This is a genomic window from Mycobacterium sp. DBP42, from assembly GCF_005924235.1.
Taxonomy (GTDB): domain Bacteria; phylum Actinomycetota; class Actinomycetes; order Mycobacteriales; family Mycobacteriaceae; genus Mycobacterium; species Mycobacterium syngnathidarum.
The window spans coordinates 237,012-262,183 of sequence record NZ_VCMY01000001.1 but is presented as its reverse complement, the minus strand read 5'-3'; the positions used below and the strand labels follow the sequence as shown (position 1 = coordinate 262,183).

Genomic DNA, 25,172 nt, shown 5'->3' with positions numbered 1-25,172 from the left:
GTTTCACCCATGCCCGCCACCGCGCTCATCTTCTACGTGATCTTTGCCGTCTTAGGGTTCGGCTGGCGCAGTTGGACCCAATACCGCCACACCGGATCCACCGGATTCCGCGGCATCCACGGTCGGCCCGGGTCGCTGCAATGGTTGGCCGGTGTCGGATTCATCGCCGCCATCCTCGCCGGGGCGGCCGCGCCCCTGCTGCAACTGCTCGACATCCTCACCCCGATGGCCGTGCTTGATGCGCCGTGGATCCAGACCACCGGCATAGTGCTGGCCGTCGCCGGGATCGCCGCCACCGTCCACGCCCAACGCGACATGGGCCCATCGTGGCGCATCGGAGTGGACCCCAGCGAAACAACCACATTGGTGCGCCACGGCGTGTTCGCGCTGGTACGCAACCCCATCTTCACCGCCATGCTGATCTTCGCCGCCGGCATCACCCTGATCACCCCAAACCCGCTTGCCCTGGCCGCCTTCGCCGTCTTGTGGGCCACGATCGAACTGCAGGTACGAGTGGTCGAAGAGCCCTACCTCAACACCATCCACGGCCAGGCCTACCGGGACTACTGTGGGGCTGTCGGCCGGTTCGTTCCCTACATCGGACGCCGCCTGACCGTCTGACCGCCGACGCGAGGTGAACCATGCCCACCGATGATCGCACCGCCCGCTGGAACCGGTACTGGGACAAGAAATCTCGCACCTATGACCGTGAGATCGGGTTCTTCGACCGCCACCTGTTCGGCGACTCCCGCCAATGGGTCTGCAGCCAAGCCACCGGCGACGTCCTGGAGGTCGCGATCGGCACCGGACTCAACCTTGCCTTCTACCCCGAGAACGTCACCCTGACCGGGATCGACTGGAGCCAGCAGATGCTCGACATCGCCCGCCAACGCGCCGCCGACCTCGGTCACCCCGCCACCCTGCAACAAGCCGACGCGCATCACCTGCCGTTCGACGATGCCAGCTTCGACACCGTCGTCTGCACCTTCGGGCTCTGCGCCATCCCCGACCACACCCAAGCCCTCACCGAAATGACCCGAGTCCTGCGCCCCGGCGGAAAACTCATCCTCGTCGACCACATCCGCAGCAGCACCGCCCCAGTCCGAGCCGTGCAGCGGGGCCTCGAACTATTCACCATTCCCCTCGGCGGCGAACACTTCCTACGTCGCCCCCTAGAGCACCTGCGGGCCGCGACCGACCTCGCGATCGACCATCGTGAGCGGTTCACACTCGGCCTCGTCGAACGCGTCGTCGCCCACAAAACCCCTGCCACCTGACCTGCCCTGCAGCCAAGGGGTCCGAGCGGGACACCATCACGAAAGCAGCCGCACATGACCGAATTCACCAGACGCGCCGCACTTGCCCTACTCAGTGGGGCAGGGGCGATCGCCGCACTGGGATACCTGTTGCGCACCAACAGTATTCGCATGCCCACCGGGAACGCCAACGGTCCCGGCATGATGGGCGGAGTCTCCGGCACCGACATGGATCGCTACATGACCATGTTCGCCCGCCACACCGAACTGCGCCGCACCGTGGAAAACATCCCCGGAGGCATCCGTACCACCACCGAATCCGACGCCCCCGATCTCGTCGCGCAACTGCACGCCCACGTCTCCTCGATGTATCAGCATCTCGACCAAGGCGCCGAAGTGAGCTGCATGAGTCAAAGCCTGCCCACCCTGTTCCGCCATGCAACCGACTACCAGCGGCGAATCACACTGACACCTAACGGAGTTATCGCCACCGAGACCTCCTCCGACCCCGAGCTCACCAACACCATCCGCGCCCACGCACACGAAGTCACCGGCTTCGTCACCGACGGCATGCCCGCCATGATGGGCCCGATGATGGGCGGCCGCGGAATGATGGGCTCCTGAATCGTCGCGTCAACCAGAACGCACCAACCAACCCCTAACCGGAAACACCAACAGCCTAACCTGTTTCCGATCAGGCCCGACTAGATCAGATCGCCTCAGCGGGAACAACAGTAAACATCAGAATCTGACCCCAGATAACACGGCCGCGGCCAGTTGGCTGACCAGCGCGGAGCGGTCCAAGCCGCCGAGCGCGCCAAGGGCCTCCAGCCGGGCTGGCACCTCCGCCGGGCTGTTGGCGTGCACGGTACCGGCCCCGCCGTCGTGCCCGGTGTTCAGCGCCGCCAGCAGGTCCACCACCTCGGCCCCACGAACCTCACCGACGACGATCCGGTCCGGACGCATCCGCAATGCCTGACGCACCAGATCGCGCACAGTCACCTCGCCGACGCCTTCGACGTTGGCACCCCGAGCCACGAGCTTGACCAGATGTGGGTGCGGCGGCGCCAGTTCGGCGGCGTCCTCGACGCACACGATGCGTTCATGTCCCGGGACCGCGCCCAGCGCCGCAGCCAGCAGGGTGGTTTTCCCGCACCCCGTGCCGCCTGAGATCAGGAACGCCAGCCGGGCCCGGATGATCGCGTGCACGAGGTCGGCAGCTGGCGGTGGAATGGCCCCGGACCGCGTGAGGGTATCGAGATTCTGGGTGGCCGGACGCAACACCCGCAGGGACAGGCAGGTACCCGCGGCAGCGACCGGCGGCAGCACGGCGTGCAATCGGACGGCGCACGGTCCGACGCCGGTGAGCTGACCATCCGCCCACGGCTGCGCCTCGTCCAGCCGACGTCCGGCCAGCAGTGCCAACCGCTGGGCCAGCCGGCGGACCGCGCCTTCATCGGGGAAACAGACTGTGCTGCGGTGTAACCCGCTGGCGTCGTCCACCCACACTGCGTCAGGGGCGGTCACCAGAACGTCGGTGGTGGTCGGCGCGCACAGCAGCGGCTCGAGGATGCCCGCTCCGGTCAGTTCGGTCTCCAGCAGCCGCAGATTGCTCAGCACCTCGGTGTCGCCGAGCAGGCCGCCGGACTCGGCGCGGATCGCCGCGGCCACCACACCGGGACTCAGGGCACCGTGGGTGGACGCCGATATCTCGGCCACGAGACGTTCCCGTACCCGGTCGATCAGCGATGCGCTCATGCGGCCCCCGCGTCCTGCGCAGGATGGGCCGCCAGCACCGAAAGCACCCGCTGCGCCGCCGAACCCAGTGGCGACCGGGACCGCACCCGCAACCCGCCGCGCTCCAACACCTCGGCGATGCCGCCCTGCGGTCGCATCGCGGCCAGCAGCGGCAGGTCCACGATGCGGGCCACCTCGGTTGCCCGCAGTCCACCGGGCGACGGGCCCCGCACGACGACACCGGCATTCGGGTTGCAGGCCAGCACCCATGGCCGTGCGGCCACCGCCGCGGTACATGACCGCACATCGGCGGGTGTCACCACGACCACCAGATCAGCTGCATCCAAAGCGGTTTCGGCTGCCGGGGTACTGTGACGCGGCACATCGCACACGACCGTGACACCCCCGCGGCACCCGGCGTCGATGACGGCGCCCAGCGGCCCCGCTTCGATATCGGTGCCCGAACGCCCGCTGGAGAGCACGCTGACCCCGTCCCGACGGGGCAGCGCGTCGCGCAGCGCCGGATAACCCAACCGGCCGTCCTGCAGCGCCAAGTCCGGCCAGCGCAAGCCGGGCAGGTCCTCACTGCCCGCGACCAGGTCGATCCCGCCGCTCCACGGATCCGCCTCGACCAACAGCGCGGTCGGCGCCGATTGCGCCAGCGCCACCGCGAACACCGATGCGCCCGCTCCCCCACGGGCACCGACCACCGCCACTACCGGGCCACGGCCGGCGTCGTCGTGCCAGGCGGCTTCGGACAGGGCCGCCACCAGATCGGCGTCCTGGGCGGGAAGAGTCACGACATGTTGCGCGCCGACGGAGATCGCGGCCTGCCAATCGCGGGGCCGCGGGTCCTGGTGACCGACCAGGATGACACGGGGGCGCCGGGGTAGCGTCCGGGCGGCGCAACGCTGTGCGGCCGCGGCATCGAGCAGCACCGCCGACGCCGCGATCCACGCTTTCCGCCCAGCGGAGTCGTCGACGATGACGAGGCCGACCCCGGCCGCTGCCGCCACCCGCGACACGTCTTCACGCAGCAGTGGATCACCGATCAGCGCCAGCACCGTGCCGGTGGCGGTGGAGTTCGGGGCAGCCATGTCTTCACCCTGCGGGCAACCGCTGGGCCCCCGCCATCACCAATTCGCAGATTGTGGATGAACCGCGCGCTGTGGATGAACGGCGGTCCGCGAACGTACCGCACAGCTCGAGTGAAAATACGGTTCCGCAACCAACGAAGTCCGGCCGCCGAGGATTCTTCCCCCCAGAAAAGGGACGACCCCCGCCAGGGGGGGAGGAGGCGGAGGTCGTCGTGTATCAGCCCCGGGGGGTCGGGCTGATACACCCTCGGCATAAGCCGAGTAATGCTCACTATACACACGGAACTGCCAAAACATGCAAGAGACGCCTGTGCGGGCTACCGCGCGGGCCCCCGGCGACGCCCTCGGGAGATTGTGTCTTGAACTGCCATTTTGGGTTGGCAGTCGGATATGGCGATGCACCTGCCTCTATGCTGGCGCTTGTGACCGCATCCGATCGGGCTGCCGGGGAGTTGAGCGCACAGCAATCCGGGCCGCAGGACGGTCGGCCAGTGCGCACCGCGGCCTTCTTCGACCTCGACAAAACCGTCATCGCCAAGTCCAGCACCCTCGCTTTCAGCAAACCCTTCTTCGACCAGGGATTGCTGAACCGGCGCACCGTCCTCAAGTCGACCTATGCCCAGTTCTTGTTCTTGATGTCGGGTGCCGACCACGACCAGATGGACCGGATGCGCAGCTATATCACGAACATGTGCACCGGCTGGGATGTCGAACAGGTCAAGTCGATCGTCGGCGAGACCTTGCACGACATCGTCGACCCGCTCGTGTTCGCCGAGGCGGCCGAGCTGATCGCCGACCACAAACTGTGCGGCCGCGACGTCGTGGTGGTGTCGGCCTCGGGCGAGGAGATCGTGGCGCCGATCGCCAGAGCGCTGGGAGCCACCCACGCCATGGCCACCCGGATGGTGGTCGAAGAGGGCCGCTACACCGGCGAGATCGCCTTCTACTGCTACGGCGAGGGCAAGGTCGCCGCGATCCGCGCCCTGGCCGCACGTGAGGGCTACGCCCTGGACCACTGCTACGCCTATTCGGACTCGATCACCGACATTCCGATGCTCGAATCCGTGGGGCACCCCACCGCGGTCAACCCTGATCGCGGTCTCCGCAAGGAAGCCGCCTCCCGCAGCTGGCCCGTGTTGACCTTCACCAGGCCGGTGTCGCTGCGGAACCGGATTCCCGCGCCCTCCGGGGCTGCGGTGGCCACCACCGCAGCCGTCGGAATCAGCGCGTTGGCGGCGGGTGCACTGACGTATTCACTCCTGCGCCGCTTTACGTCCTGACCTACCGCACGTAGTAGCTGACGCTGCGGCGTAACGATCAGAAGTCGGGGCACATTTCACCCTTGCTGTGACCGTGGTCACGTAGTACAAAGGAACCACGGAAGCTTGGATGAGGCCAAGGCTTAGCCGGAAGAGAAGGCTAAATCTCCCGAACCAGGCTCCCCAGCACGGGTCCCGGCACCCACGCGGAGCACATGCCGCGGAATAGGCAAAAGTGTTGCGGGCCTGCGTGATTGCGAAGAGCGGACGGCCACGACGGCCCTTTGGGTGGGGTTGCAGCCGAAGCGCATCGCAAGGACGCCGAGGCCACCCACGCAACCCACATTGGCACGCTTGGTAACCGGTATCCGTGCTAGCGGGCGACGAGCCGAACACGTTTCGGACCGTCGCCCGCTTTCGTTTGCTGAATGCGTTTCGACCGGGAGCCTCATCCTGCCGCGGACTGGGCGATCTGCAGGGCTTCCCGCGCGCCGCCCTTGAGGCCTTCACTGCTGAACAGCAGCCAGGCGGTGAGCCCGTCGGGCGTGCCCGAGGCGAATCCCCGTGCCGCAGCCCGGTACTCCCCCGACTTGCGCATCCAATGCACCTCGGGGACCCCGAGGCCGTGCGGGTCCAGGCCGCTGGCGATCGTCACGAGACGCGAGACCGCGCGGGCGACGACGCCGTCAGCAGTGCCGAACGGAGCCAGGCTGAGTAGTTCGCCGTGCCCGACGGCGGCCAGTACCGGGGCCGGAACCTTGGAGCCCCCGGCCAATATCTCGGTCAGCAGCTCGAGGCGGCGACCGACGTCGGGATCGGTGCGTGGCCGGCCCAGGTGCTCGTCGTCGGTGAGATCGGCAGCGGCCAGAGCGTGCAGCCGGGCCAATGCCTGCATCGGGGCTCGCTGCCATACCGCGACCAGCGAGGTGGCGCCGCCGTCGAGCGCCTCGGCCACCCGGATGGCACCGGCGGTCACCGGATCCGGTTCACCGTCGGCAGACCACTGCACGGCGCCGCCGTCGAGCACCGCCGAGGCCCGTGCCGCACGCAGGGCGGCTTCGGCCGCGGTCTGCGGCCAGCCCCGCAGATTGAACTTGTGTCGATGCGCCCGGCCCAGGGCCTCACGCGCCTCGTCGCTGGCCGCGGAAACACCGGGCAGATCGACCAGCGGTGCGAGTGGATCGGTCGTCATACCCCAGAACGCTAGCCGACCGCTGAACGTCTTCTCGCCGACCGTTGGGCGCATCTGGACCGCCGCCCGGCAACCTCTTGTGAGCTCCCAACGCCGCTGCAACCTTTGGTGACTAGGCTCACACCCATGTCAAACGCGCCATCGACGCCTACCGAAGTTCCGTCAGCCTATCCGCCGCCTGCCGATTTCGCGGCCAACGCCAACGCGACGGGCGAGTTGTACGCCGAGGCCGAGAAAGACCGGCTGGCGTTCTGGTCCGCCCAGGCCGACCGCCTGAGCTGGCAGGCCCCGTTCACCGAGGTACTCGACTGGTCGGAGGCACCGTTCGCGAAGTGGTTCGTGGGCGGCAAGCTCAACGTTGCCTACAACTGCGTCGACCGCCACGTCGAGGCCGGCAACGGCGACCGGGTCGCGATTCACTGGGAGGGTGAGCCCGTCGGCGACGCCCGGGATATCACCTACGCCCAGCTCAAAGACGAGGTCTCCCAAGCCGCCAACGCGCTGAGCGCACTCGGCCTGACCGCCGGCGACCGGGTCGCCATCTACATGCCGATGGTGCCCGAGGCCATTGTGGCCATGCTGGCCTGCGCCCGTTTGGGCGCCATGCACAGTGTTGTGTTCGCCGGGTTCTCGGCCAGCGCACTCAAGGCCCGCGTCGAGGATGCAGCGGCCAAGCTCGTCATCACCACCGACGGCCAGTACCGCCGCGGCAAGGCCGCCTCATTGAAAGACGCCGTCGACGAAGCGGTCGCCGATCAGCCGTCGGTCGAGCACGTGCTGGTGGTCCGGCGCACCGGAATCGACGTGAACTGGACCGACGGCCGCGACCTGTGGTGGCACGAGACCGTCGACAAGGCGTCGACCGAGCACATTCCCGAGGCGTTCGACTCCGAGCAGCCCCTGTTCCTGCTTTATACCTCGGGCACCACCGGAAAGCCCAAGGGCATCGTGCACACCTCGGGCGGCTACCTCACCCAGTCGGCCTACACGCACTACAACGTCTTCGACCTCAAGCCCGAGACCGATGTGTACTGGTGCACCGCCGACATCGGCTGGGTGACCGGGCACACCTACATCGTCTACGGCCCGCTGGCCAACGGCGCCACCCAGGTGGTCTACGAAGGCACTCCCACCTCGCCCACCGAACACCGCCACTTCGAGATCATCGAAAAGTACGGTGTCACAATCTATTACACGGCGCCCACGCTGATCCGCACCTTCATGAAGCTGGGCCGGCAGATCCCCGCCGAGCACAACCTGTCCAGCCTGCGGCTGCTGGGCTCGGTGGGCGAGCCGATCAACCCCGAGGCCTGGCGCTGGTACCGGGAAGCCATCGGCGCGGGCAAGACTCCGATCGTGGACACCTGGTGGCAGACCGAAACCGGGGCCATCATGATTTCCCCGCTGCCCGGTGTCACCGCGGCCAAGCCGGGCTCGGCGATGACCCCGCTGCCCGGCATCTCGGCCAAAATCGTCGACGACGACGGCAACGAACTGGTGCCCGGTGCCGATGAGGCCGAGCACGTCACCGGTTACCTGGTGCTGGACCAGCCGTGGCCGTCGATGCTGCGCGGCATCTGGGGCGACCCGCAGCGGTTCAAAGACACCTACTGGTCGCGCTTCGCCGAGCAGGGCTGGTACTTCGCCGGTGACGGCGCCCGCTACGACTCGGACGGCAACATCTGGGTGCTGGGTCGCATCGACGACGTCATGAACATCTCCGGACACCGTATTTCCACCGCCGAGGTGGAGTCCGCCCTGGTCGGGCACTCCGGGGTGGCCGAGGCTGCCGTGGTCGGTGCCAGTGACGACACCACGGGTCAGGCCATCTGCGCGTTCGTCATCCTCAAGGCCAGCGCGCACGGCGGTGCCGCCACCATGATCGACGAACTGCGCGCCCAAGTGGCCACCGAGATCTCCCCGATCGCCAAGCCGCGCGAGATCCACGTGGTGCCCGAGCTGCCCAAGACCCGCAGCGGCAAGATCATGCGCCGGTTGCTGCGCGACGTGGCCGAGGGCCGCGAGCTGGGTGACACCTCAACCCTGGTCGACCCCAGCGTGTTCGAGGCGATCCGCGCCAGCAAGTAGTTCCGCCGAGCGGATCAACGGACGGGCACGAAACCCGTTCCCGGCCGGTTCTTGGCGGTGATGTCGGCCAACTGCGTGTTGAACGACATCGTCACGGCCGGGGTGTGCAGCGGCACGAACTTGACCACACAGGTCGGCAGTTCCTCGGTGTACGCGCCGTGGATCATGCCGACCAGCCGGTTGTTCACGGTGACCGGCGCCCCGGAGTCACCGGGCTGACCGCACACCTGGTTGACGATGGTGCCGGGGTCTTGTCCGGGCCCCCAGGTGACGCCGCACGAATAACCTGTGGTGCGCCCCAGCTTGCAGGCGATCTCGCCGAATGCCGGGTCCGGGCCGAGCCCGTCGATCTGAAACCCGTTGACGTTGTTGGTCGGAGTCACCTTGGCCGGGTCGAACTGGATCACGGCGTAGTCCAGGTTGTCGTTGCCGGCCACCATCGTGCCCAGCACCCCGGCACCGTTGGCGCCTTCAGCCGACACCGTGGCACCTGGCCCGCCGCAGTGCGCCGAGGTGAATCCGATCAGACGGCCGGCATTGTCGTGCCCGATCGTGGTGAGCGTGCAGAACGCATCGCCGTTGACCACGATGCCTGATCCGCCGCCGAGGACCACCGGTGGATCGGCATGCGCCGGAGCCGGAGTCAGCATCGCCACCAGGGCGATGACCGGTGCGCCGATGAGCCACTGCCAGCGGCGTCTGCTCGTCAAGTGTCCTCCAATCGACGCGCCCGACCCGCGCAACTCAAGAATGCGGTCAGTCTACTAAGGCGCGGATGTCGGCCGGGATCGTTAACGGGTTCGCCGCATGGCAACATGAACGCCATGAGCACAGGCGACCGCAGGGACGGCGTTCCGACGACGGTGACCTCGATTCCGCTCGTCGACCCGCATGCCCCCAAGCCGGACCCCTCGATCGGCGACCTGGTCAAGGACGCCACCGCGCAGGTCTCCACGCTGCTGCGGGCCGAGGTGGAGCTGGCCAAGGCCGAGATCACCCGGGATGTGAAGAAGGGCCTGACCGGCAGCGTGTTCTTCATCGCCGCGCTGGTGGTCCTGTTCTACTCGACCTTCTTTTTCTTCTTCTTCCTGGCCGAGCTGCTCGACACCTGGCTCTGGCGCTGGGTGGCCTTCCTGATCGTGTTCGGCCTCATGGTGCTGACCACGGGGGCGCTGGCGTTGTTCGGCTTCCTGAAGGTGCGACGCATCAAGGGTCCGCAGCAGACCATCGAATCGGTCAAGGAGACCCGCGAGGCGCTGACACCCGGCCACGACAAGGGCGCCTTGCCTGCGGTCCCGGTCCGGCCGGCCACCGATCCGTCAGGCTGGTAATGCCCCCACCCGCCCCGTCGATCACCAGGATCGAGGGGCCATGGCGGCATCTGCAGGTGCATGCCAACGGCATCCGCTTCCATGTGACCGAGGGTGAGAGCTCGCAGCCCGAGCCGGCGGATCGGCCGCTGGTCATCCTGCTGCACGGGTTCGGCTCGTTCTGGTGGTCGTGGCGTCACCAACTCACCGCGCTGACCGGCGCCCGGGTCGTGGCAGTCGACCTGCGCGGCTATGGCGACAGCGACAAACCACCGCGAGGTTATGACGGCTGGACCCTGGCCGGGGACACCGCCGGACTGGTGCGCGCGTTGGGCCACAAGACCGCGACGCTGGTCGGTCATGCCGACGGCGGCCTGGTGTGTTGGGCGACGGCGGTCCTGCACCCTCGTGTGGTCAACGCGATCGCCCTTGTCAGCTCACCGCATCCGGTGGCGCTGCGGTCCGCCACCTTGAGCCGCCGTGACCAGGGTCGAGCCTTGTTGCCGTCGATGTTGCGCTACCAGTTGCCCGTCTGGCCCGAGCACGCGCTGACCCGCCACGACGGCGCTGAGTTGGAACGCCTGGTCCGGAGCCGGGCGGGGGCCGAATGGCAGGGCACTCAAGACTTCTCCGAAACCATGGGCCATCTGCGTCAGGCCATCCAGATTCCCGGAGCCGCGCACTGCGCCCTCGAATACCAGCGGTGGGCGGTGCGCAGCCAGCTACGCAGTGAGGGCCTGCGGTTCATGCGTTCGATGAAGCGTCCGATCAGCGTGCCGGTGTTACACATGCGTGGCGACGCCGACCCTTACGTGCTCACCGATCCGGTACACCGGACGCAACGCTATGTGCCGCACGGCCGCTACGTATCGATCACGGGTGCAGGGCATTTCGGCCACGAAGAACAGCCCGGGGCGGTCAATGAGCAGCTGAACCGGTTCTTGGCCCAGCTGAATGCCTAGCTGATCAGGAGTTGATGCAGGTTCCGGTCGCCACCCGCTGGGTGTTGCCGACCTTGGCCAACTGGTGCTCGACTTCCTTGGCGGTCAGCACGAACCCGGTATCGGCGTCGTCGACTGCCGCGCCGAACACCACGCCGAGCACCTTGCCGGCCCGGTTGATCATCGGCCCACCGGAATTGCCTTGCCGCACCGTGCCCCTCACCGTGTAAACCTCGCGGGTGACGGTGGCGGTCCGGTAGATGTCAGGCCCGTTGAGCTCGATGATCTCGCGCACGCGCGCCGGGGTGGCAAGGAAGTCACCGCCGCCCGGGTAGCCCATCACCACCGCGTCGGTGCCCTTCGGCGCCGGTTGTTCGGCAAACTGCAGCGGGGTGATCGGCAGGTCCGGCACGTCGAGGATCGAGATGTCGGCGTTGGGGTCGTACGACACCACGCCCGCGTCGTAGGTCTGGCCGTCGGCTTCGATGGTCACGCTGTCTGCACCGGCCACCACGTGGGCATTGGACATCACGCGGTTGGGCGCGATCACGAACCCGCTGCCCTCCAACACCTTCTGGCAGCTCGGCGCGACGCCACGGATCTTGACCACGCTCGCGCGGCTCGTCGTCACCACGGGATCGATGGCCAGCGAGGCATCCGGGGCGTCGACGTTGACGATCGGGGTGCGACCGAAGGGTTCGAGCACATCGGGCAGCCCCGAGGTGTCCAGCAGGGTCGACAACCGATTGGGCACCGAGCGCATCCAGTCCGGCGCCACCTTGTCGACTTCGGTCAATACACGCGAATTCTTTACTGCGGCAGCAAGGTTCGGCTGATCAGCGGAGGTCAGCAGGCTGCCCAACAGCCAGGACGCGACCAGCACGGCGACCAGCATCAGGCTGACTCCGACCACCGAGTCCAGCGCGCGGAACAGCGGGTTGCGGATGGTGCCGCGGACGGCACGGCCCAGCACCACACCGGCGATCTCACCGATCACCACGAGCGCGAGGATCAGGAACAGCGTCGCGAACAGCTTGGTGCGGTCACCACTGATGTGCGGGATGACGTGCGGCGCCAACAGCACGCCCGCGACAGCGCCGAGCACCACACCGATGAACGACAGCAGGGAGCCGAGCGCGCCCGAGCGCCAGCCTGAGATGGCTGCGACGAAGCCGATGCCGAGGATTGCGAAATCGAGCCAGACCGAGGGTGTCATCTATATCCACTTCAACATGGGGCTTCACCGTAACCGTTGTCATGCCCGACGAGGGCCATTGCGTCATCGAGTCCGCGGACGTCCTCGGTGTTCCACGGCTTGGCCCAGCCCGCGACGTCGAGGATCGCCGAGATGACCTGGCCGGTGAAACCCCACACCAGCATCTCGTTGAGCAGGAAGGCCGGGCCGGCGAATCGGCTGGTGTTGGCCTCCCGGTAGACCATGAGGCGGTTCTCCGGGTTGATGAAGGCCCGCACCGGAACTCGCGCCACGACGGCGGTCTCGGATTCGTTGACGACGGCCACCGGGCCCGGGTCCGGCGAATACGCCAGCACGGGGACGACGTGGAACCCCGAGGGCGGGATGAACATCTTCTCCATGGTGGCCAGCGGGTACAGCCGGCTGGTGTCGATACCGGTCTCCTCCCACGCCTCGCGGAAGGCCGTGCCGACCGGCCCTTCGTCACCGGGATCGGCGGCGCCGCCGGGGAACGCGGCCTGGCCGGCATGGTGGCGCAGGGACGAGGCGCGGACCGTCACCAGCAGGTCGGTCTCCTCGGGCGGGGTCGGGGGTGCACCGTCGGTCGGACCCGAGAACAACACGAGGACTGCGGCGTCGCGCCGGGCGCCCGCGACGGCGGCCTGATTGTTGGCTTCGACGATGGCGGCCAGCACCTCGGGGGGTACCCGCCGACGGTAAGCGTCCGGTACCCGGTCTAGGTTGTCGACCAGTGGCTTGAGCCAGGCCGGGGCGGCATCCGGGAACAGCCCGTCGCGCGTCGATCTCACCCCGGATGCTCCTATCGGCTAGAGCGGATCTTCTCGTCGACCGCCGCCGCGATCTCGTCGGCGCTGACGAACGAGCGGGGCAGGGTCCCGGCCACGCTACCGTCCGCGCGCAGGACCACCGTCGCAGGCATGACGTTGGGCACCTTGAGCGCGGCCGCGACCAGCCGCCGACCGTCCTGCAGCGTCGGCAGCCGCACTCCGAGTTCGGCCAGCCGCACCAGCGCCGCCGTCTCGTTCTCGTCCTGATGCACGGTCACCACCAGCACGTCGTCACCGACCCGGCGTTGGTACTCGGCCATCGCCGGCAGCTCGTCGGCGCACGGCCCACACCAGTATGCCCAGAGATTGAGCACGACAGTCCGGCCGGCGAGCGCGGATGCCACGTCGACGGGTTTTCCGTCGCCCGCGCAGTCCAGGGTGATGCCACGCAACGCCGCGGGACCTTCTCCTTTCCCGGGCGCGGGGCACGGCGGCAGATCGGCCCGGGCCCGGGGGCCGGCCAATGCCTCTGGGGTGTCGGCGTCGCGGTGGTCGCGCGATGTGGACTGCCCCGCCTCGGCCTGCAGTTCCGGCTCGTCGCGCAGCTCCATCCAGAACGCGGTGCCCAGCGCCACCAGGATCACCAGGACCACCACGGTCCAGCGCGCGGAAACGCTCACCTTCACAGGCCGGCCAGCGCCAGCAGATGCTCGGTCTCGGGGCCTTTGACCAGGGCGGCAGCGGTCTCCGGGTCGGTGGGCCCGAGCCCGAACGACGGGCAGTCCTTGGCCAGCACACACACCCCGCAGGCGGGCTTGCGGGCATGGCAGACGCGGCGGCCGTGGAAGATCACCCGGTGGCTGAGCAGGGTCCACTCTTTGCGTTCGATCAGCTCGCCGACGGCGAACTCGACCTTGACCGGATCCTCCTCGGCCGTCCACCGCCAGCGCCGCACCAGCCGCCCGAAGTGCGTGTCGACGGTGATGCCCGGGATGTCGAAGGCATTGCCGAGGATGACGTTGGCGGTCTTGCGCCCCACCCCGGGAAGCGTGACCAGGTCGTCGAGGGTCGCGGGCACCTCGCCGTCGAACCGGGCGACCAGTTCCTGGCCCAGCCGGATCAGCGAGTTGGTCTTGTTCCGGTAGAACCCGGTCGGCCGGATCAGCTCCTCCATCTCGGTGCGATCGGCCTGCGCGTAGTCCAGCGCGGAGCGGTATTTGAGAAACAGCGCGGGCGTGGTCAGGTTCACCCGCTTGTCGGTGCTCTGCGCCGACAGGATGGTCGCCACCGTGAGCTCGAGCGGGTTGGTGAAGTCGAGTTCGCAGTACACGTGCGGAAAAGCCCGGGCCAGTTCACGATTCATCCGTCGAGCCCGACGGACCAGGCCCAGGTGGGTTTCGGAGTCCCACTTCTTGGACCGGCGCGTCTTCCCTGTCGGGGCGGCAGCCTCAGTCACGACAATCAGCGTACTGACCTCGACAGACAATCTCCTGCGCGGACCGGTGATGATTCGTGACCCCACTGAGACCTACGCCGTGTTAACTACTGCGTTGTGTCGTGGTTGCTGGTAGCACTCATCCCGGGGTTGCTCATGCTGGCGGCGGTTGGGCTCGAGCGACTCGAATCGGGTTTGGCCCGAGAGCCCGCCCCGGCCGCCCTCCCACCGAGGGTCAAGCCGGTGACGATCGACCTCGATAGTGAGCGTTTGCCGACGCGCTACTACGAACCGCAGGCCATAAATACCGGGTTTCCTGCGTCTCGACCTGTCAATCGTGTGTAGCGTGAGCTAGTCGCGAAACCGCGTACCTCTAGACTGAGCAGGAAGTACCAGTAAGAGGACAACACCACCCAATAGCTTAAGGGGCAACGTGGACGAGATCCTGGCCAGGGCCGGAATCTTCCAGGGCGTCGAACCGACCGCCGTTTCGGCGCTGACGAAGCAGTTGCAGCCCGTCGACTTCCCGCGCGGGCATACGGTCTTCGCCGAAGGCGAGCCCGGCGACCGCCTGTACATCATCATTTCCGGCAAGGTGAAGATCGGCCGCCGTTCGCCTGACGGCCGCGAGAACCTGCTGACCATCATGGGTCCTTCGGACATGTTCGGCGAGCTGTCGATCTTCGACCCGGGGCCCCGCACCTCGAGCGCCACCACCATCACCGAGGTGCGCGCGGTGTCGATGGACCGTGACGCGTTGCGCGCGTGGATCGCCGACCGTCCGGAGATCGCCGAACAGCTGCTGCGCGTGCTCGCTCGCCGTCTGCGTCGCACCAACAACAACCTGGCCGACCTGATCTTCACCGACGTTCCCGGCCGGGTTGCCAAGCAGCTGCTGCAGCTGGCCCAGCGGTTCGGAACCCAGGAGGGCGGGGCGCTGCGGGTCACGCACGATCTGACGCAGGAAGAGATCGCCCAGCTCGTCGGCGCGTCCCGCGAGACCGTCAACAAGGCGCTGGCCGATTTCGCCCACCGCGGCTGGATCCGGCTGGAGGGCAAGAGCGTGTTGATCAGCGACTCGGAGCGTCTGGCGCGCCGCGCACGATAGCGCCCGCCAACTACGCCGAAAACGGCATTCCGGCAGCGGTTGTTCGAGTAACCAGCTGCCGGAATGCCGTTTCGGCGTTTCCGGGTCAGGCCCGCAGGTAGTCCAGTTGAGCTTGAACGCTCTTTTCGGCGGCATCCCAGAGTTTCTGGTCGACGTCGGTATAGACATGCTCGACCACCTGCCGCGCCCCGGCGTCGTCCCCTAGTTCGGCCAGCGCCGCCCGCACCTGATCCAACCGCTCCTCGCGGTGGGCCAGATACATCGCGGTCACTGCGCGCAGATCGGGAAGGTCCGGTCCGTGCCCGGGTAGCACCACACGGGGGCCGAGGCCTTGCAGCCGGCGCAGCGATTCCAGATAGTCACGCAGGCTGCCGTCCTCGGTGTCGATGACGGTGGTGCCGCGGCCCAGCACGGTGTCTGCGGTCAGTACCGCCTCGTCGACCACGAACGACAACGAATCGACGGTGTGCCCTGGAGTGGCCATCACCTTGATCCGTAAGCCGGCGGCATCGATCAACTCGCCGTCGGTCAACGGGCCGCCGAGGCCGCGCAGGAATCCGCTGCCTACCGACCGCACCACCGCGCCGGTGGCATCGACCAGCTTGTCGATTCCGCCGGTGTGGTCCTCGTGCTTGTGGCTGATCAAGACCAACGCCACGGTGCCCAGGTCGGCGATGCGGGCGATGTGCGCCTCGTCATCGGGTCCGGGGTCCACGACGACGATCTCGTTGCTGTTCGGGGCGCGCAGGATCCAGGTGTTGGTGCCCTCGAGCGTCATCAGCCCCGGGTTGTCGCACAGGAGCACCGAGGCCGAAACCGTGTCTGTTTCGACGACGGACCGCAGCAGCCCGTACGCCGGGTGCTGCAGGCTCGCCCCAGAGGTCACGAAACCTCGACGATGATCTCGACTTCGACCGGCGCGTTGCGCGGCAGCTCCGACACGCCGACGGCCGAACGGGCGTGAGCACCCGCGTCACCGAAGATCTCACCGAACAATTCCGAGGCGCCGTTGATGACGCCGGGTTGCCCGCTGAATCCAGAGGCCGACGCCACGAACCCGACCACCTTGACCACCCTGACGACCGAGTCGATGCCCACCAACGCGTGCACTGCGGCCAGCGCGTTGAGACCGCAGATCCGGGCGAGTTCCTTGCCCTGCTCCGGGCTGATCTCGGCGCCGACCTTGCCCGCGGCCTGCAACTCGCCGCCCTGGATCGGCAGTTGACCAGCGGTGTAAACCAAGTTGCCGGTCCGGACCGCGGGCACATAGGCCGCCAGCGGCGCGACCACGTCGGGCAATTCGATGCCGAGTTCGGTCAGCCGTGCGCTTACGGTCATTTCGGCCGCTTCAGGTACGCGACGTGCTGCTCGCCGGTCGGCCCGGGAAGCACGGAGACCAGCTCCCAGCCGTCCTGTCCCCACTGGTCGAGAATCTGTTTGGTGGCGTGGGTCAACAACGGCACCGTGGCGTATTCCCACCGGGTTGGTTCACTCATGGCCCGAGCCTATCGGTCGAACACTCAGGCTTGGTTAGCATGCACTGGTGGCAACCACTGAGAGCGGCGCCAAACACGTCGGCTGGCCGTCGCGGCTGACCAAAGCCCGGCTGCACTTCGTTTCCGGAAAGGGCGGCACCGGCAAGTCCACCGTCGCCGCAGCACTGGCCCTGGCCTTGGCCGCCGGGGGCCGCAAGGTGCTGCTGGTCGAAGTGGAGGAACGCCAGGGCATCGCCCAGCTGTTCGACGTGCCGCCACTGCCGTACGAAGAAGTCAAGGTCGCCACCGCCGACGGTGGCGGTCAGGTCAACGCGCTCGCGATCGACATCGAGGCCGCGTTCCTCGAATACCTCGACATGTTCTACAACCTCGGCATCGCCGGACGGGCCATGCGCCGCATCGGCGCCATCGAGTTCGCCACCACCATCGCACCCGGTCTGCGTGACGTGTTGCTCACCGGCAAGATCAAAGAGATCGTGACCCGCGAGAAAAAGGACGCCAAGGGCAAGCGTGGTGTCTACGACGCCGTGGTGGTGGATTCTCCTCCCACGGGCCGTATTCCGCGTTTCCTGGATGTCACCAAGGCGGTCTCCGACCTGGCCAAGGGCGGGCCGGTGCACTCGCAGGCCGATGGCGTGGTCAAGCTGCTGCATTCCGAGCAGACCGCCATCCACCTGGTGACCCTGCTGGAAGCCCTGCCGATCCAGGAGACGCTGGAGGCGATCGACGAGCTCACCGAGATGGGGCTGCCGATCGGAAGCGTCATCGTCAACCGCAACATCCCGGCATACCTGCCCGCCGAGGATCTGTCCAAGGCCGCCGAGGGCGACATCGACGCCGACACCGTCCGCGCGGGCCTGGCCAAGGTAGGAATCACGTTGACGGACAACGATTTCGCCGGTTTGCTCACCGAGTCGATCCAGCACGCCACCCGAATCGCGGCCCGCGCCGAAAGCGCCGAACTGCTCGACGCCATCGACATCCCCCGCCTCGAGTTGCCGGCGTTGACCGACGGTGTCGATCTGGGCAGCCTGTATGAACTTGCCGAAGCACTCGAAGCGCAAGGGGTGCGTTAGCGATGAGCGCTTGCGCGAAGAGGAGACAATCATGAGCGCCAAACCGCCCGCCCTCGACATGGAAGCGATCCTGTCCGACACCGCCAACCGCGTCGTAGTCTGTTGCGGCGCAGGCGGAGTCGGCAAGACCACCACCGCGGCTGCGATGGCACTGCGGGCCGCCGAATACGGCCGCACCGTCGTGGTGCTCACCATCGACCCGGCCAAGCGACTGGCCCAGGCGCTGGGCATCAAAGATCTGGGCAACACCCCGCAGCGGGTTCCCTTGGCCCCCGAGGTCACCGGTGAACTGCACGCGATGATGCTGGACATGCGCCGCACGTTCGACGAGATGGTGGTGCAGTACTCCGGGGAAGGCCGCGCCGATGCCATCCTGGAGAACCAGTTCTACCAAACAGTGGCCACCTCGTTGGCGGGCACGCAGGAGTACATGGCCATGGAGAAACTCGGCCAGCTGCTGGCCGAGGACAAGTGGGATCTGGTGGTGGTGGACACCCCGCCGTCGCGCAACGCCCTGGATTTCCTCGACGCGCCAAAACGGTTGGGCAGCTTCATGGACAGCCGGCTGTGGCGGATGCTGCTGGCGCCGGGCCGCGGCATCGGACGGTTGGTCACGGGCGCCGTCGGGTTGGCGATGAAGGCATTGTCCACCGTGTTGGGATCGCAAATGCTTTCCGACGCAGCAGGTTTCGTGCAATCGCTGGATGCCACCTTCGGGGGGTTCCGCGAGAAGGCGGACCGGACGTACGAATTGCTCAAGCGGCGCGGCACCCAGTTCGTGGTGGTCTCGGCGGCCGAGCCCGATGCCTTGCGTGAGGCGTCGTTCTTCGTCGACCGGCTGTCGAACGAGCGCATGCCGCTGGCCGGGCTGATCCTGAACCGCACCCATCCCACGCTGTGCGATCTGCACGCCGAGAAGGCCGAGGAGGCCGCCGACGAACTGGCGGCCGAGGATCCGGATTCGCTGACCGCGGCGGTGCTGCGCGTCCATGCCGACCGGGCACAAACCGCCAAGCGCGAGGTACGGCTGCTGTCCCGATTCACGGGCGCCAACCCGCATGTGGCGATCGTCGGCGTGCCGTCGCTACCGTTCGATGTATCCGACCTGGAAGCGTTACGCGCCATCGCCGATCAGATCACCGGCGTCGGGGAACCTGTCTAGCCAGGCCTGCGGATGATGAGCGCAGGCTCAGACGGCGCTGCGGTGGTGCTTGCGCTGGGCGGCGAAGAACTCAGCCCAGGAGATGACTTCCGGATGCTGCTTGAGCAGCGCACGACGCTGACGTTCGGTCATTCCGCCCCACACCCCGAACTCCACGCGATTGTCGAGAGCGTCGGCGCCGCATTCGAGGATCACCGGGCAGTGCCTGCAGATCACGGCGGCCTTGCGTTGTGCAGCGCCGCGGACGAACAGCTCATCCGGATCCGTCTGACGGCATCGCGCCTGGGATACCCAGGCGATCCGGGCTTCGCCCTCGCCTCGGTGGACCAAGTTGGTGGCTGGGGCGGAAGCGTTCATCTTGTCTGCGACAGTTCGTGTACCTGACACCAGCGATCCCTTCGTTCCAGCCATCTCCCCAGATGGCGGGCGTTGAAACCTTCCGGTGTAGAACGCCGTTGCGATCTACGCCACATTGCGCCAGCGGGTGTTACCTGGATCGCACTGTGTGTCCAAGCTAGGTGGTCAGAGGGTATTAACGCAACAGTTTGCGAGCCACTTTTTTGGGACGGCCGTGCCGTCTGACCGTCTTATTGACGCAATGCGGTATTTCTGCAGGCAAGCGGGTTGTGACGGTGAGCCCCGCTCGCAGGAAGCGGGCAAGAACGAGATAGCTACTCTGTACCCATGCCGGAGCAGCCGACTCGACCGCCCGCGCAGCCACCCCAAGCGGTCACCATCATCAAACTCGCCTGGTGCTGCCTGCTGGCCAGCGTGTTGGCGGCCGCGTTCATGTTCCCGGTCGTGGGTGGTTTCGGGTTGATGTCCAACCGGGCCTCCGACGTGGTGGCCAACGGTTCGGCCGCCCTGGTGGAGGGCGAGGTTCCGCAGGTCTCGACCATGGTCGACGCCAAGGGCAACACCATCGCATGGTTGTATTCGCAACGCCGCTTCGAGGTGCCCAGCGATCAGATCGCCAACACCATGAAGCTCGCCATCGTCTCGATCGAGGACAAGCGGTTCGCCGAACACAACGGCGTGGACTGGCAGGGCACACTCACCGGGTTGACCGGCTACATGCGCGGCGACACGGACACCCGCGGCGGTTCGACGATCGAGCAGCAGTATGTGAAGAACTACCAGTTGCTGGTCGTCGCCCAGACCGATGCCGAGCGCCGCGCAGCGATCGAGACCACGCCTGCCCGCAAGCTACGTGAGATCCGGATGGCGCTCACGCTGGACAAGACGTTCACCAAGCCCGAGATCCTGACCCGCTATCTGAACCTGGTGTCGTTCGGCAACGGCGCCTTCGGCGTTCAGGACGCCGCCCAGACCTATTTCGGCATCAACGCCTCGGAGCTGAACTGGCAGCAGGCCGCCCTGCTGGCCGGCATGGTGCAATCGACCAGCGCGCTCAATCCGTACACCAATCCCGACGGCGCCCTGGCCCGGCGGAACCTGGTGCTGGACACCATGATCGACAACATCCCGCAGGAGGCCGAGGCACTGCGGGCCGCCAAACAACAGCCGCTGGGCGTCCTGCCGCAGCCCAACGAGCTGCCCCGGGGCTGCATCGCCGCCGGCGACCGGGCGTTCTTCTGCGATTACGCGCTGGAGTATCTGGCCCGCGCGGGACTGTCCAAGGATCAGGTGGCCAAGGGCGGCTATCTGATCAAGACCACACTGGATCCGGACGTGCAGGGCTCGGTGAAGTCGGCGATCGACAGCATCGCCCGACCGGACGCACCCGGGATCGCCAGTGTAATGAGTGTGATCAAGCCGGGTAAGGAGTCTCATCCCGTCCTGGCCATGGGCAGCAACCGCACCTACGGCCTGAACACCGACGCCGGCGAAACCATGCAGCCGCAGCCGTTCTCACTCGTCGGTGACGGCGCCGGGTCGATCTTCAAGATCTTCACCACGGCCGCGGCCATGGACATGGGGATGGGCATCAACACCCAGCTGCCGGTGCCGGGGTTCTTTCAAGCCAAGGGGCTGGGCAGCAGCGACACCCCGGGGTGCCCGAAGGAGACCTGGTGTGTGAAGAACGCCGGTGGCTACCGGGGGTCGATGAGTGTGACCGACGCGTTGGCCACCTCGCCCAATACCGCGTTCGCCAAGTTGATTTCGCAGATCGGTGTGCAGCGGTCGGTGGACATGGCGGTCAGGCTGGGGCTGCGGTCCTATGCGTTGCCCGGCACCGCCCGCGACTACGACCCGGACAGCAACGAGAGCCTGGCCGACTTCATCAAGCGGCAGAACATCGGCTCCTTCACCCTGGGCCCCATCGAGGTCAACGCGCTGGAGTTGTCGAATGTGGCGGCCACGCTGGCCTCCGGCGGCACCTGGTGCCCACCCAACCCGATCGCGCAGGTACTCGACCGGCACGGCAACGAGGTGTCGGTGACCACCGAGACCTGCGATCAGGCAGTGCCCGAAGGCCTGGCCAACACCCTGGCCAATGCGATGAGCAAGGACGACCAGGCCGGCGGTACCGCCTCCGGATCGGCCGGTTCGGTGGGCTGGGATCTGCCGATGTCGGGCAAGACCGGCACCACCGAGGCGCACCGTTCGTCGGGCTTCCTGGGCTTCACCAACCAGTACGCCGCGGCCAATTACATCTACGACGATTCGAGCAGCCCCGGTGAGCTGTGCTCGTTCCCGCTGCGCCAGTGCGGAGACGGCAACCTGTTCGGCGGCAACGAACCGGCGCGCACCTGGTTCACCGCACTGAAGCCGATCGCCAACAACTTCGGCCCCGTCGCGTTGCCCCCGACCGATCCGCGTTACGTCGACGGCGGCCCCGGCTCGGTGGTGCCGACTGTCAACGGACTCGATGAGCAAGCCGCGCGCCTGCGGCTCAAGGAGTCCGGATTCCAGGTGGCCGACGGCGCCGCCTGGGTCAACAGCAGTTCCAAATCCGGCACCGTAGTCGGCACCACGCCCAGCGGCCAGACGATTCCGGGCTCGATCATCACGATCCAGGTGAGCAACGGGATCCCGCCGGCCCCGCCGCCGCCCCCCGTCGCGTTCCCGATGCCGGGTGGGCCACCGCCCGAGATCGGCCAGACTGTGGTCGAGATCCCGGGCCTGCCGCCGATCACCGTCCCGGTGCTCGGGCCTCCACCACCCCCGTGAGGACCGGTTCGCAGTAGGCTTGCCTGCATGTCAGTGAACAAGGCAGCTGCCGTCACCGCCGGTTCGTTGGTTGCCGGGATCGGCTACGCGTCCCTGATCGAGCGCAATGCGTTCGTGCTGCGGGAGGCGACGATGCCGGTGCTCGCCCCGGGCTCCTCACCCCTGCGGGTGCTGCACCTGTCCGATCTGCACATGCGCCCCAACCAGCGCCGCAAGCAGGCCTGGCTACGGGACCTGGCACGCCTCGAGCCAGATCTGGTGGTCAACACCGGCGACAATCTGGCTCATCCGAAGGCCGTGCCCGCCGTCGTGCAGTCCCTGAGTGACCTGCTCTCGGCACCCGGCCTGTTCGTGTTCGGCAGCAACGACTATTTCGCGCCGCGGCTGAAGAACCCGCTGAACTACATCACCAACCCGCAGCACCGGACACACGGTGAGCCGCTGCCCTGGCAGGACCTGCGCGCGGCATTCACCGAGCGTGGCTGGCTGGACATGACCCACATCCGTCGCGACGTCGAGGTGGCCGGGCTTCACATCGCTGTGGCCGGCGTCGACGATCCGCATCTCAAGCGCGATCGCTACGACACTGTCGCCGGGCGGGCCAACGGCGCGGCGAATCTGACGCTGGGGCTCACCCACTCCCCCGAACCCCGGGTGTTGGACCGTTTCGCCGCCGACGGCTATCAGCTGGTGCTGGCCGGGCACACCCACGGCGGGCAGTTGTGCCTGCCGTTCTACGGGGCCATCGTGACCAACTGCGAGCTGGACCGGTCCCGCGCCAAGGGCGCCTCGAAGTGGGGTTCGCACATGCAGCTGCATGTGTCGGCCGGTATCGGCACGTCGCCGTTCGCGCCCGTGCGGTTCTGCTGCCGCCCGGAAGCCACCCTGCTCACGCTCGTCGCGGCACCGACCGGTGGCGGGCACGTCGGGACGAGGGCCGGACAATCCAGCCCGGCCGTCTCGGCCCGGTGAGCCGGCCGGCCAGTACTGCCGGTACTGCCGCGCATCCCCGGCCGCGCCGGTGGGTCGACAATGCGGTGCGGCTGATCGAGGCCGATTCCAAACGCAGCGCCGACACGCATTTGTTGCGTTATCCGCTGCCGACGGCCTGGTGCAGCGACATCGACGTGCAGCTGTATCTCAAAGACGAGTCCACCCACATCACCGGCAGCCTCAAACACCGGCTGGCCCGTTCGCTGTTCCTGTACGGCTTGTGCAACGGCTGGATCGGCGAGGGCACCACGATCATCGAGGCGTCGTCGGGCTCCACAGCGGTGTCCGAGGCCTACTTCGCGGCGCTGCTGGGTCTGCCGTTCATCGCGGTGATGCCGGCCTCGACCAGCGGCTCGAAGATCGCACTGATCGAAGCCCAGGGTGGCCGTTGCCATTTCGTCACCGAGTCGTCGCAGGTGTATGCCGAGGCGCACCGGTTGGCCGAGGAGACCGGCGGGCACTATCTGGACCAGTTCACTAACGCCGAGCGGGCCACCGACTGGCGCGGCAACAACAACATCGCCGAGTCGATCTATGAACAGATGCGACTGGAACCGCATCCGGTGCCGGAGTGGATCGTGGTGGGGGCGGGCACCGGGGGTACCAGCGCGACGATCGGCCGCTACATCCGCTACCGCAGGCATGCCACGCAGCTGTGCGTCGTCGACCCGGAGAATTCGGCGTTCTTCCCGGGCTACGAGCAGGGTCGCGATGACGTCGTGACCGCCGCGTCCTCACGTATCGAGGGCATCGGCAGGCCGCGGGTGGAGCCGTCGTTCCTGCCCGGTGTGGTCGATCGCATGATCGCCGTGCCCGACTGCGGGTCGGTGGCCGCCGCGCATCACGCGAGCCGGGTGCTGGGCCGTCGGGTCGGGCCGTCGACCGGAACCAATCTGTGGGGCGCGTTCCAGTTACTGGCCGAGATGATCGCGCACGGCCGCAGCGGGTCGGTGGTGACCCTGCTGGCCGACAGCGGTGACCGCTACGCAGACACCTACTTCGATACGGACTGGCTCAACGCCCAGGGGCTGGACACCTCGGCATCCGCGGAGGTGCTCTCGGAGTTCGAGCGCTCGGGCAGCTGGTCCTGATCCGCTTCGACATCTGTCTCGGCCGTCAGGAACAGCCACAACGCCGCGAGGGCGAAGAAGCCCAAGTAGACGGAGGCGCCCAGTACGGTCATGCGTCGTATAACGCCACCGACGCACCGATTGCTTCCCGCGGTAGCGTTTTCGGCCGCCAAAACCAGCGCGCCGTTTTCCACACATGGGCTGTGATCCTCGCCGCGGCACAACCCAGCGGTGGAAATCGACGCAGATCCATGGTGTTGCAGACGCAGAGGTGGCCGTTTGGCTTTCGAGGTACCCGGTGCGATAGGCTGTCGAAGCTTCACGCGGGGTGTGGCGCAGCTTGGTAGCGCGCTTCGTTCGGGACGAAGAGGTCGTGGGTTCGAATCCCGCCACCCCGACAATATGTGAGTAAGGCCCAGACCTGAGAAATCCGGTCTGGGCCTTACCCGTTCCGCTCGACAGCTGGTACCGCTTGCCTATCCCGGTAGCCCTTGTTCTTCCAGAGGCAGCGGGGCAGGCCCCTTGATACCCGGAGTAGCCATGGGGACCTCGGGTGCGTGCGCCGGGTTGGACGGCGTGATGGTTATCCCGGTCTGCATCGGGGACGACGGCTGGAACCCGAGAAGCGAGACGGGACCATTCTGCTGACCTCCGACGGCCCCGAGCACACCCAATGCAACAGCGGCGCATCCACCGACCGCGGCCGACAACTTGATGCCAAAATTGCTCATATCAAAACCCATCCATTGAAAACATAGGATCTCTATGCAATGGAAAACGTTGCGGCTTCGGCATCTATTCCAACCCGCGGCTTATCCCCGACCTGAACCGCAA

General features: G+C 67.1%; 25 protein-coding genes, 1 tRNA gene and 1 pseudogene. 14 read left to right on the top strand and 13 right to left on the bottom strand.

The annotated features are described in order from the left end of the window. Positions 1-9 precede the first annotated feature (9 nt). From E0T84_RS01295 to E0T84_RS01285, 3 genes are read left to right on the top strand one after another with little or no spacing between them, the layout of a single operon-like run. Positions 10-621 (top strand): isoprenylcysteine carboxylmethyltransferase family protein, encoded by a 612-nt coding sequence (locus E0T84_RS01295; protein WP_036432568.1) that lies wholly within the window; start codon positions 10-12, stop codon positions 619-621. A gap of 20 nt (positions 622-641) precedes the next feature. After that, positions 642-1,277, top strand: coding sequence for a class I SAM-dependent methyltransferase (locus E0T84_RS01290; protein WP_036432566.1), 636 nt, complete (start codon positions 642-644; stop codon positions 1,275-1,277). A 54-nt stretch (positions 1,278-1,331) separates the two neighbouring features. After that, positions 1,332-1,880, top strand: coding sequence for a hypothetical protein (locus E0T84_RS01285; RefSeq protein WP_036432564.1), 549 nt, complete (start codon positions 1,332-1,334; stop codon positions 1,878-1,880). 138 nt (positions 1,881-2,018) lie between these two features. Here the strand turns inward: E0T84_RS01285 and E0T84_RS01280 are convergent. Further along, positions 2,019-3,014: pseudogene (locus E0T84_RS01280) on the bottom strand (TadA family conjugal transfer-associated ATPase); the annotation flags it as partial. Further along, on the bottom strand, positions 3,011-4,090 hold the full coding sequence (ssd, locus tag E0T84_RS01275; protein ID WP_138743534.1) for a septum site-determining protein Ssd: 1,080 nt from the start codon (positions 4,088-4,090) through the stop codon (positions 3,011-3,013). The gene ssd and the pseudogene E0T84_RS01280, both read right to left, overlap by 4 nt. A 422-nt stretch (positions 4,091-4,512) precedes the next feature. On the opposite strand from ssd, the gene E0T84_RS01270 reads away from it, so the two are divergent. Continuing rightward, complete coding sequence (locus E0T84_RS01270) at positions 4,513-5,370, top strand: HAD-IB family hydrolase (protein ID WP_371725679.1); 858 nt, start codon at positions 4,513-4,515, stop codon at positions 5,368-5,370. 427 nt (positions 5,371-5,797) lie between these two features. On the opposite strand, the gene E0T84_RS01260 is transcribed toward E0T84_RS01270, so the two are convergent. After that, positions 5,798-6,541, bottom strand: a complete 744-nt coding sequence (locus E0T84_RS01260) for an oxidoreductase (protein WP_138743532.1) — start codon at positions 6,539-6,541, stop codon at positions 5,798-5,800. A 126-nt stretch (positions 6,542-6,667) separates the two neighbouring features. On the opposite strand from E0T84_RS01260, the gene acs reads away from it, so the two are divergent. Further along, positions 6,668-8,629 carry an acetate--CoA ligase gene (acs, locus tag E0T84_RS01255; protein WP_138743531.1) on the top strand — a complete coding sequence of 654 codons (1,962 nt, stop codon included), beginning with the start codon at positions 6,668-6,670 and terminating at the stop codon, positions 8,627-8,629. 14 nt (positions 8,630-8,643) lie between these two features. Here the strand turns inward: acs and E0T84_RS01250 are convergent, their stop codons facing one another. Then, entirely contained in the window at positions 8,644-9,279 is a 636-nt protein-coding gene (locus E0T84_RS01250; RefSeq protein WP_138743673.1) for a S1 family peptidase, read from the bottom strand. Between the two features lie 174 nt (positions 9,280-9,453). Here E0T84_RS01250 and E0T84_RS01245 point away from each other — a divergent pair, with 174 nt between their 5' ends. Together E0T84_RS01245 and E0T84_RS01240 are read left to right on the top strand one after the other, a co-directional pair. Further along, positions 9,454-9,960: a phage holin family protein gene (locus tag E0T84_RS01245; RefSeq protein WP_070188791.1), complete on the top strand. Its 507-nt coding sequence runs from the start codon at positions 9,454-9,456 to the stop codon at positions 9,958-9,960. Further along, positions 9,960-10,901 (top strand): alpha/beta fold hydrolase, encoded by a 942-nt coding sequence (locus E0T84_RS01240; RefSeq protein ID WP_138743530.1) that lies wholly within the window; start codon positions 9,960-9,962, stop codon positions 10,899-10,901. The genes E0T84_RS01245 and E0T84_RS01240 overlap by 1 nt, the downstream gene beginning before the upstream one ends. Positions 10,902-10,905: 4 nt before the next feature. Here E0T84_RS01240 and marP read toward each other — a convergent pair whose 3' ends face one another. From marP to nth, 4 genes are read right to left on the bottom strand one after another with little or no spacing between them, the layout of a single operon-like run. Next, positions 10,906-12,096 carry an acid resistance serine protease MarP gene (gene marP / locus E0T84_RS01235; RefSeq protein ID WP_070188780.1) on the bottom strand — a complete coding sequence of 397 codons (1,191 nt, stop codon included), beginning with the start codon at positions 12,094-12,096 and terminating at the stop codon, positions 10,906-10,908. Between the two features lie 11 nt (positions 12,097-12,107). After that, complete coding sequence (locus E0T84_RS01230; protein WP_138743529.1) at positions 12,108-12,884, bottom strand: CoA pyrophosphatase; 777 nt, start codon at positions 12,882-12,884, stop codon at positions 12,108-12,110. An 11-nt stretch (positions 12,885-12,895) separates the two neighbouring features. Further along, the gene (locus tag E0T84_RS01225) at positions 12,896-13,543 is read right to left on the bottom strand and encodes a TlpA disulfide reductase family protein (protein ID WP_138743528.1); all 648 of its coding nucleotides are present in this window, start codon (positions 13,541-13,543) and stop codon (positions 12,896-12,898) included. 2 nt (positions 13,544-13,545) lie between these two features. After that, the gene (nth, locus tag E0T84_RS01220; protein WP_171054870.1) at positions 13,546-14,226 is read right to left on the bottom strand and encodes an endonuclease III; all 681 of its coding nucleotides are present in this window, start codon (positions 14,224-14,226) and stop codon (positions 13,546-13,548) included. A 505-nt stretch (positions 14,227-14,731) separates the two neighbouring features. Here nth and crp point away from each other — a divergent pair. After that, a complete protein-coding gene (gene crp, locus E0T84_RS01210; RefSeq protein WP_003883807.1) occupies positions 14,732-15,406 on the top strand; it encodes a cAMP-activated global transcriptional regulator CRP in 675 nt (224 codons plus the stop codon). Between the two features lie 85 nt (positions 15,407-15,491). On the opposite strand, the gene E0T84_RS01205 is transcribed toward crp, so the two are convergent. The 3 genes from E0T84_RS01205 to E0T84_RS01195 are packed head-to-tail and all read right to left on the bottom strand — an operon-like array spanning position 15,492 to position 16,902. Next, on the bottom strand, positions 15,492-16,292 hold the full coding sequence (locus E0T84_RS01205; protein WP_138743526.1) for an MBL fold metallo-hydrolase: 801 nt from the start codon (positions 16,290-16,292) through the stop codon (positions 15,492-15,494). Continuing rightward, the gene (locus tag E0T84_RS01200; RefSeq protein ID WP_138743525.1) at positions 16,289-16,744 is read right to left on the bottom strand and encodes a RidA family protein; all 456 of its coding nucleotides are present in this window, start codon (positions 16,742-16,744) and stop codon (positions 16,289-16,291) included. The genes E0T84_RS01205 and E0T84_RS01200 overlap by 4 nt, the downstream gene beginning before the upstream one ends. After that, positions 16,741-16,902, bottom strand: coding sequence for a DUF4177 domain-containing protein (locus tag E0T84_RS01195; RefSeq protein WP_075908995.1), 162 nt, complete (start codon positions 16,900-16,902; stop codon positions 16,741-16,743). The genes E0T84_RS01200 and E0T84_RS01195 overlap by 4 nt, the downstream gene beginning before the upstream one ends. Before the next feature lie 44 nt (positions 16,903-16,946). On the opposite strand from E0T84_RS01195, the gene E0T84_RS01190 reads away from it, so the two are divergent. Both E0T84_RS01190 and E0T84_RS01185 read left to right on the top strand, forming a co-directional pair. Beyond that, entirely contained in the window at positions 16,947-17,978 is a 1,032-nt protein-coding gene (locus tag E0T84_RS01190; RefSeq protein ID WP_171054868.1) for an ArsA family ATPase, read from the top strand. Positions 17,979-18,009: 31 nt separating this feature from the next. Beyond that, positions 18,010-19,140 (top strand): ArsA family ATPase, encoded by a 1,131-nt coding sequence (locus E0T84_RS01185; protein WP_138743524.1) that lies wholly within the window; start codon positions 18,010-18,012, stop codon positions 19,138-19,140. A 27-nt stretch (positions 19,141-19,167) separates the two neighbouring features. On the opposite strand, the gene E0T84_RS01180 is transcribed toward E0T84_RS01185, so the two are convergent. After that, the gene (locus E0T84_RS01180; protein WP_070188787.1) at positions 19,168-19,497 is read right to left on the bottom strand and encodes a WhiB family transcriptional regulator; all 330 of its coding nucleotides are present in this window, start codon (positions 19,495-19,497) and stop codon (positions 19,168-19,170) included. A gap of 327 nt (positions 19,498-19,824) precedes the next feature. On the opposite strand from E0T84_RS01180, the gene ponA2 reads away from it, so the two are divergent. The 4 genes from ponA2 (at position 19,825) to E0T84_RS01160 (ending at position 24,736) form a co-directional block, all read left to right on the top strand. Next, a complete protein-coding gene (gene ponA2, locus E0T84_RS01175) occupies positions 19,825-22,275 on the top strand; it encodes a transglycosylase/D,D-transpeptidase PonA2 (RefSeq protein ID WP_171054848.1) in 2,451 nt (816 codons plus the stop codon). 27 nt (positions 22,276-22,302) lie between these two features. Then, on the top strand, positions 22,303-23,247 hold the full coding sequence (locus E0T84_RS01170) for a metallophosphoesterase (RefSeq protein ID WP_070188789.1): 945 nt from the start codon (positions 22,303-22,305) through the stop codon (positions 23,245-23,247). Beyond that, on the top strand, positions 23,244-24,359 hold the full coding sequence (locus E0T84_RS01165) for a PLP-dependent cysteine synthase family protein (RefSeq protein ID WP_138743523.1): 1,116 nt from the start codon (positions 23,244-23,246) through the stop codon (positions 24,357-24,359). The genes E0T84_RS01170 and E0T84_RS01165 overlap by 4 nt, the downstream gene beginning before the upstream one ends. Positions 24,360-24,662: 303 nt before the next feature. After that, positions 24,663-24,736: transfer RNA gene (locus tag E0T84_RS01160), tRNA-Pro, on the top strand. A 78-nt stretch (positions 24,737-24,814) separates the two neighbouring features. Here the strand turns inward: E0T84_RS01160 and E0T84_RS01155 are convergent. After that, positions 24,815-25,069: a hypothetical protein gene (locus E0T84_RS01155; RefSeq protein ID WP_131823103.1), complete on the bottom strand. Its 255-nt coding sequence runs from the start codon at positions 25,067-25,069 to the stop codon at positions 24,815-24,817. Positions 25,070-25,172 lie beyond the last annotated feature (103 nt).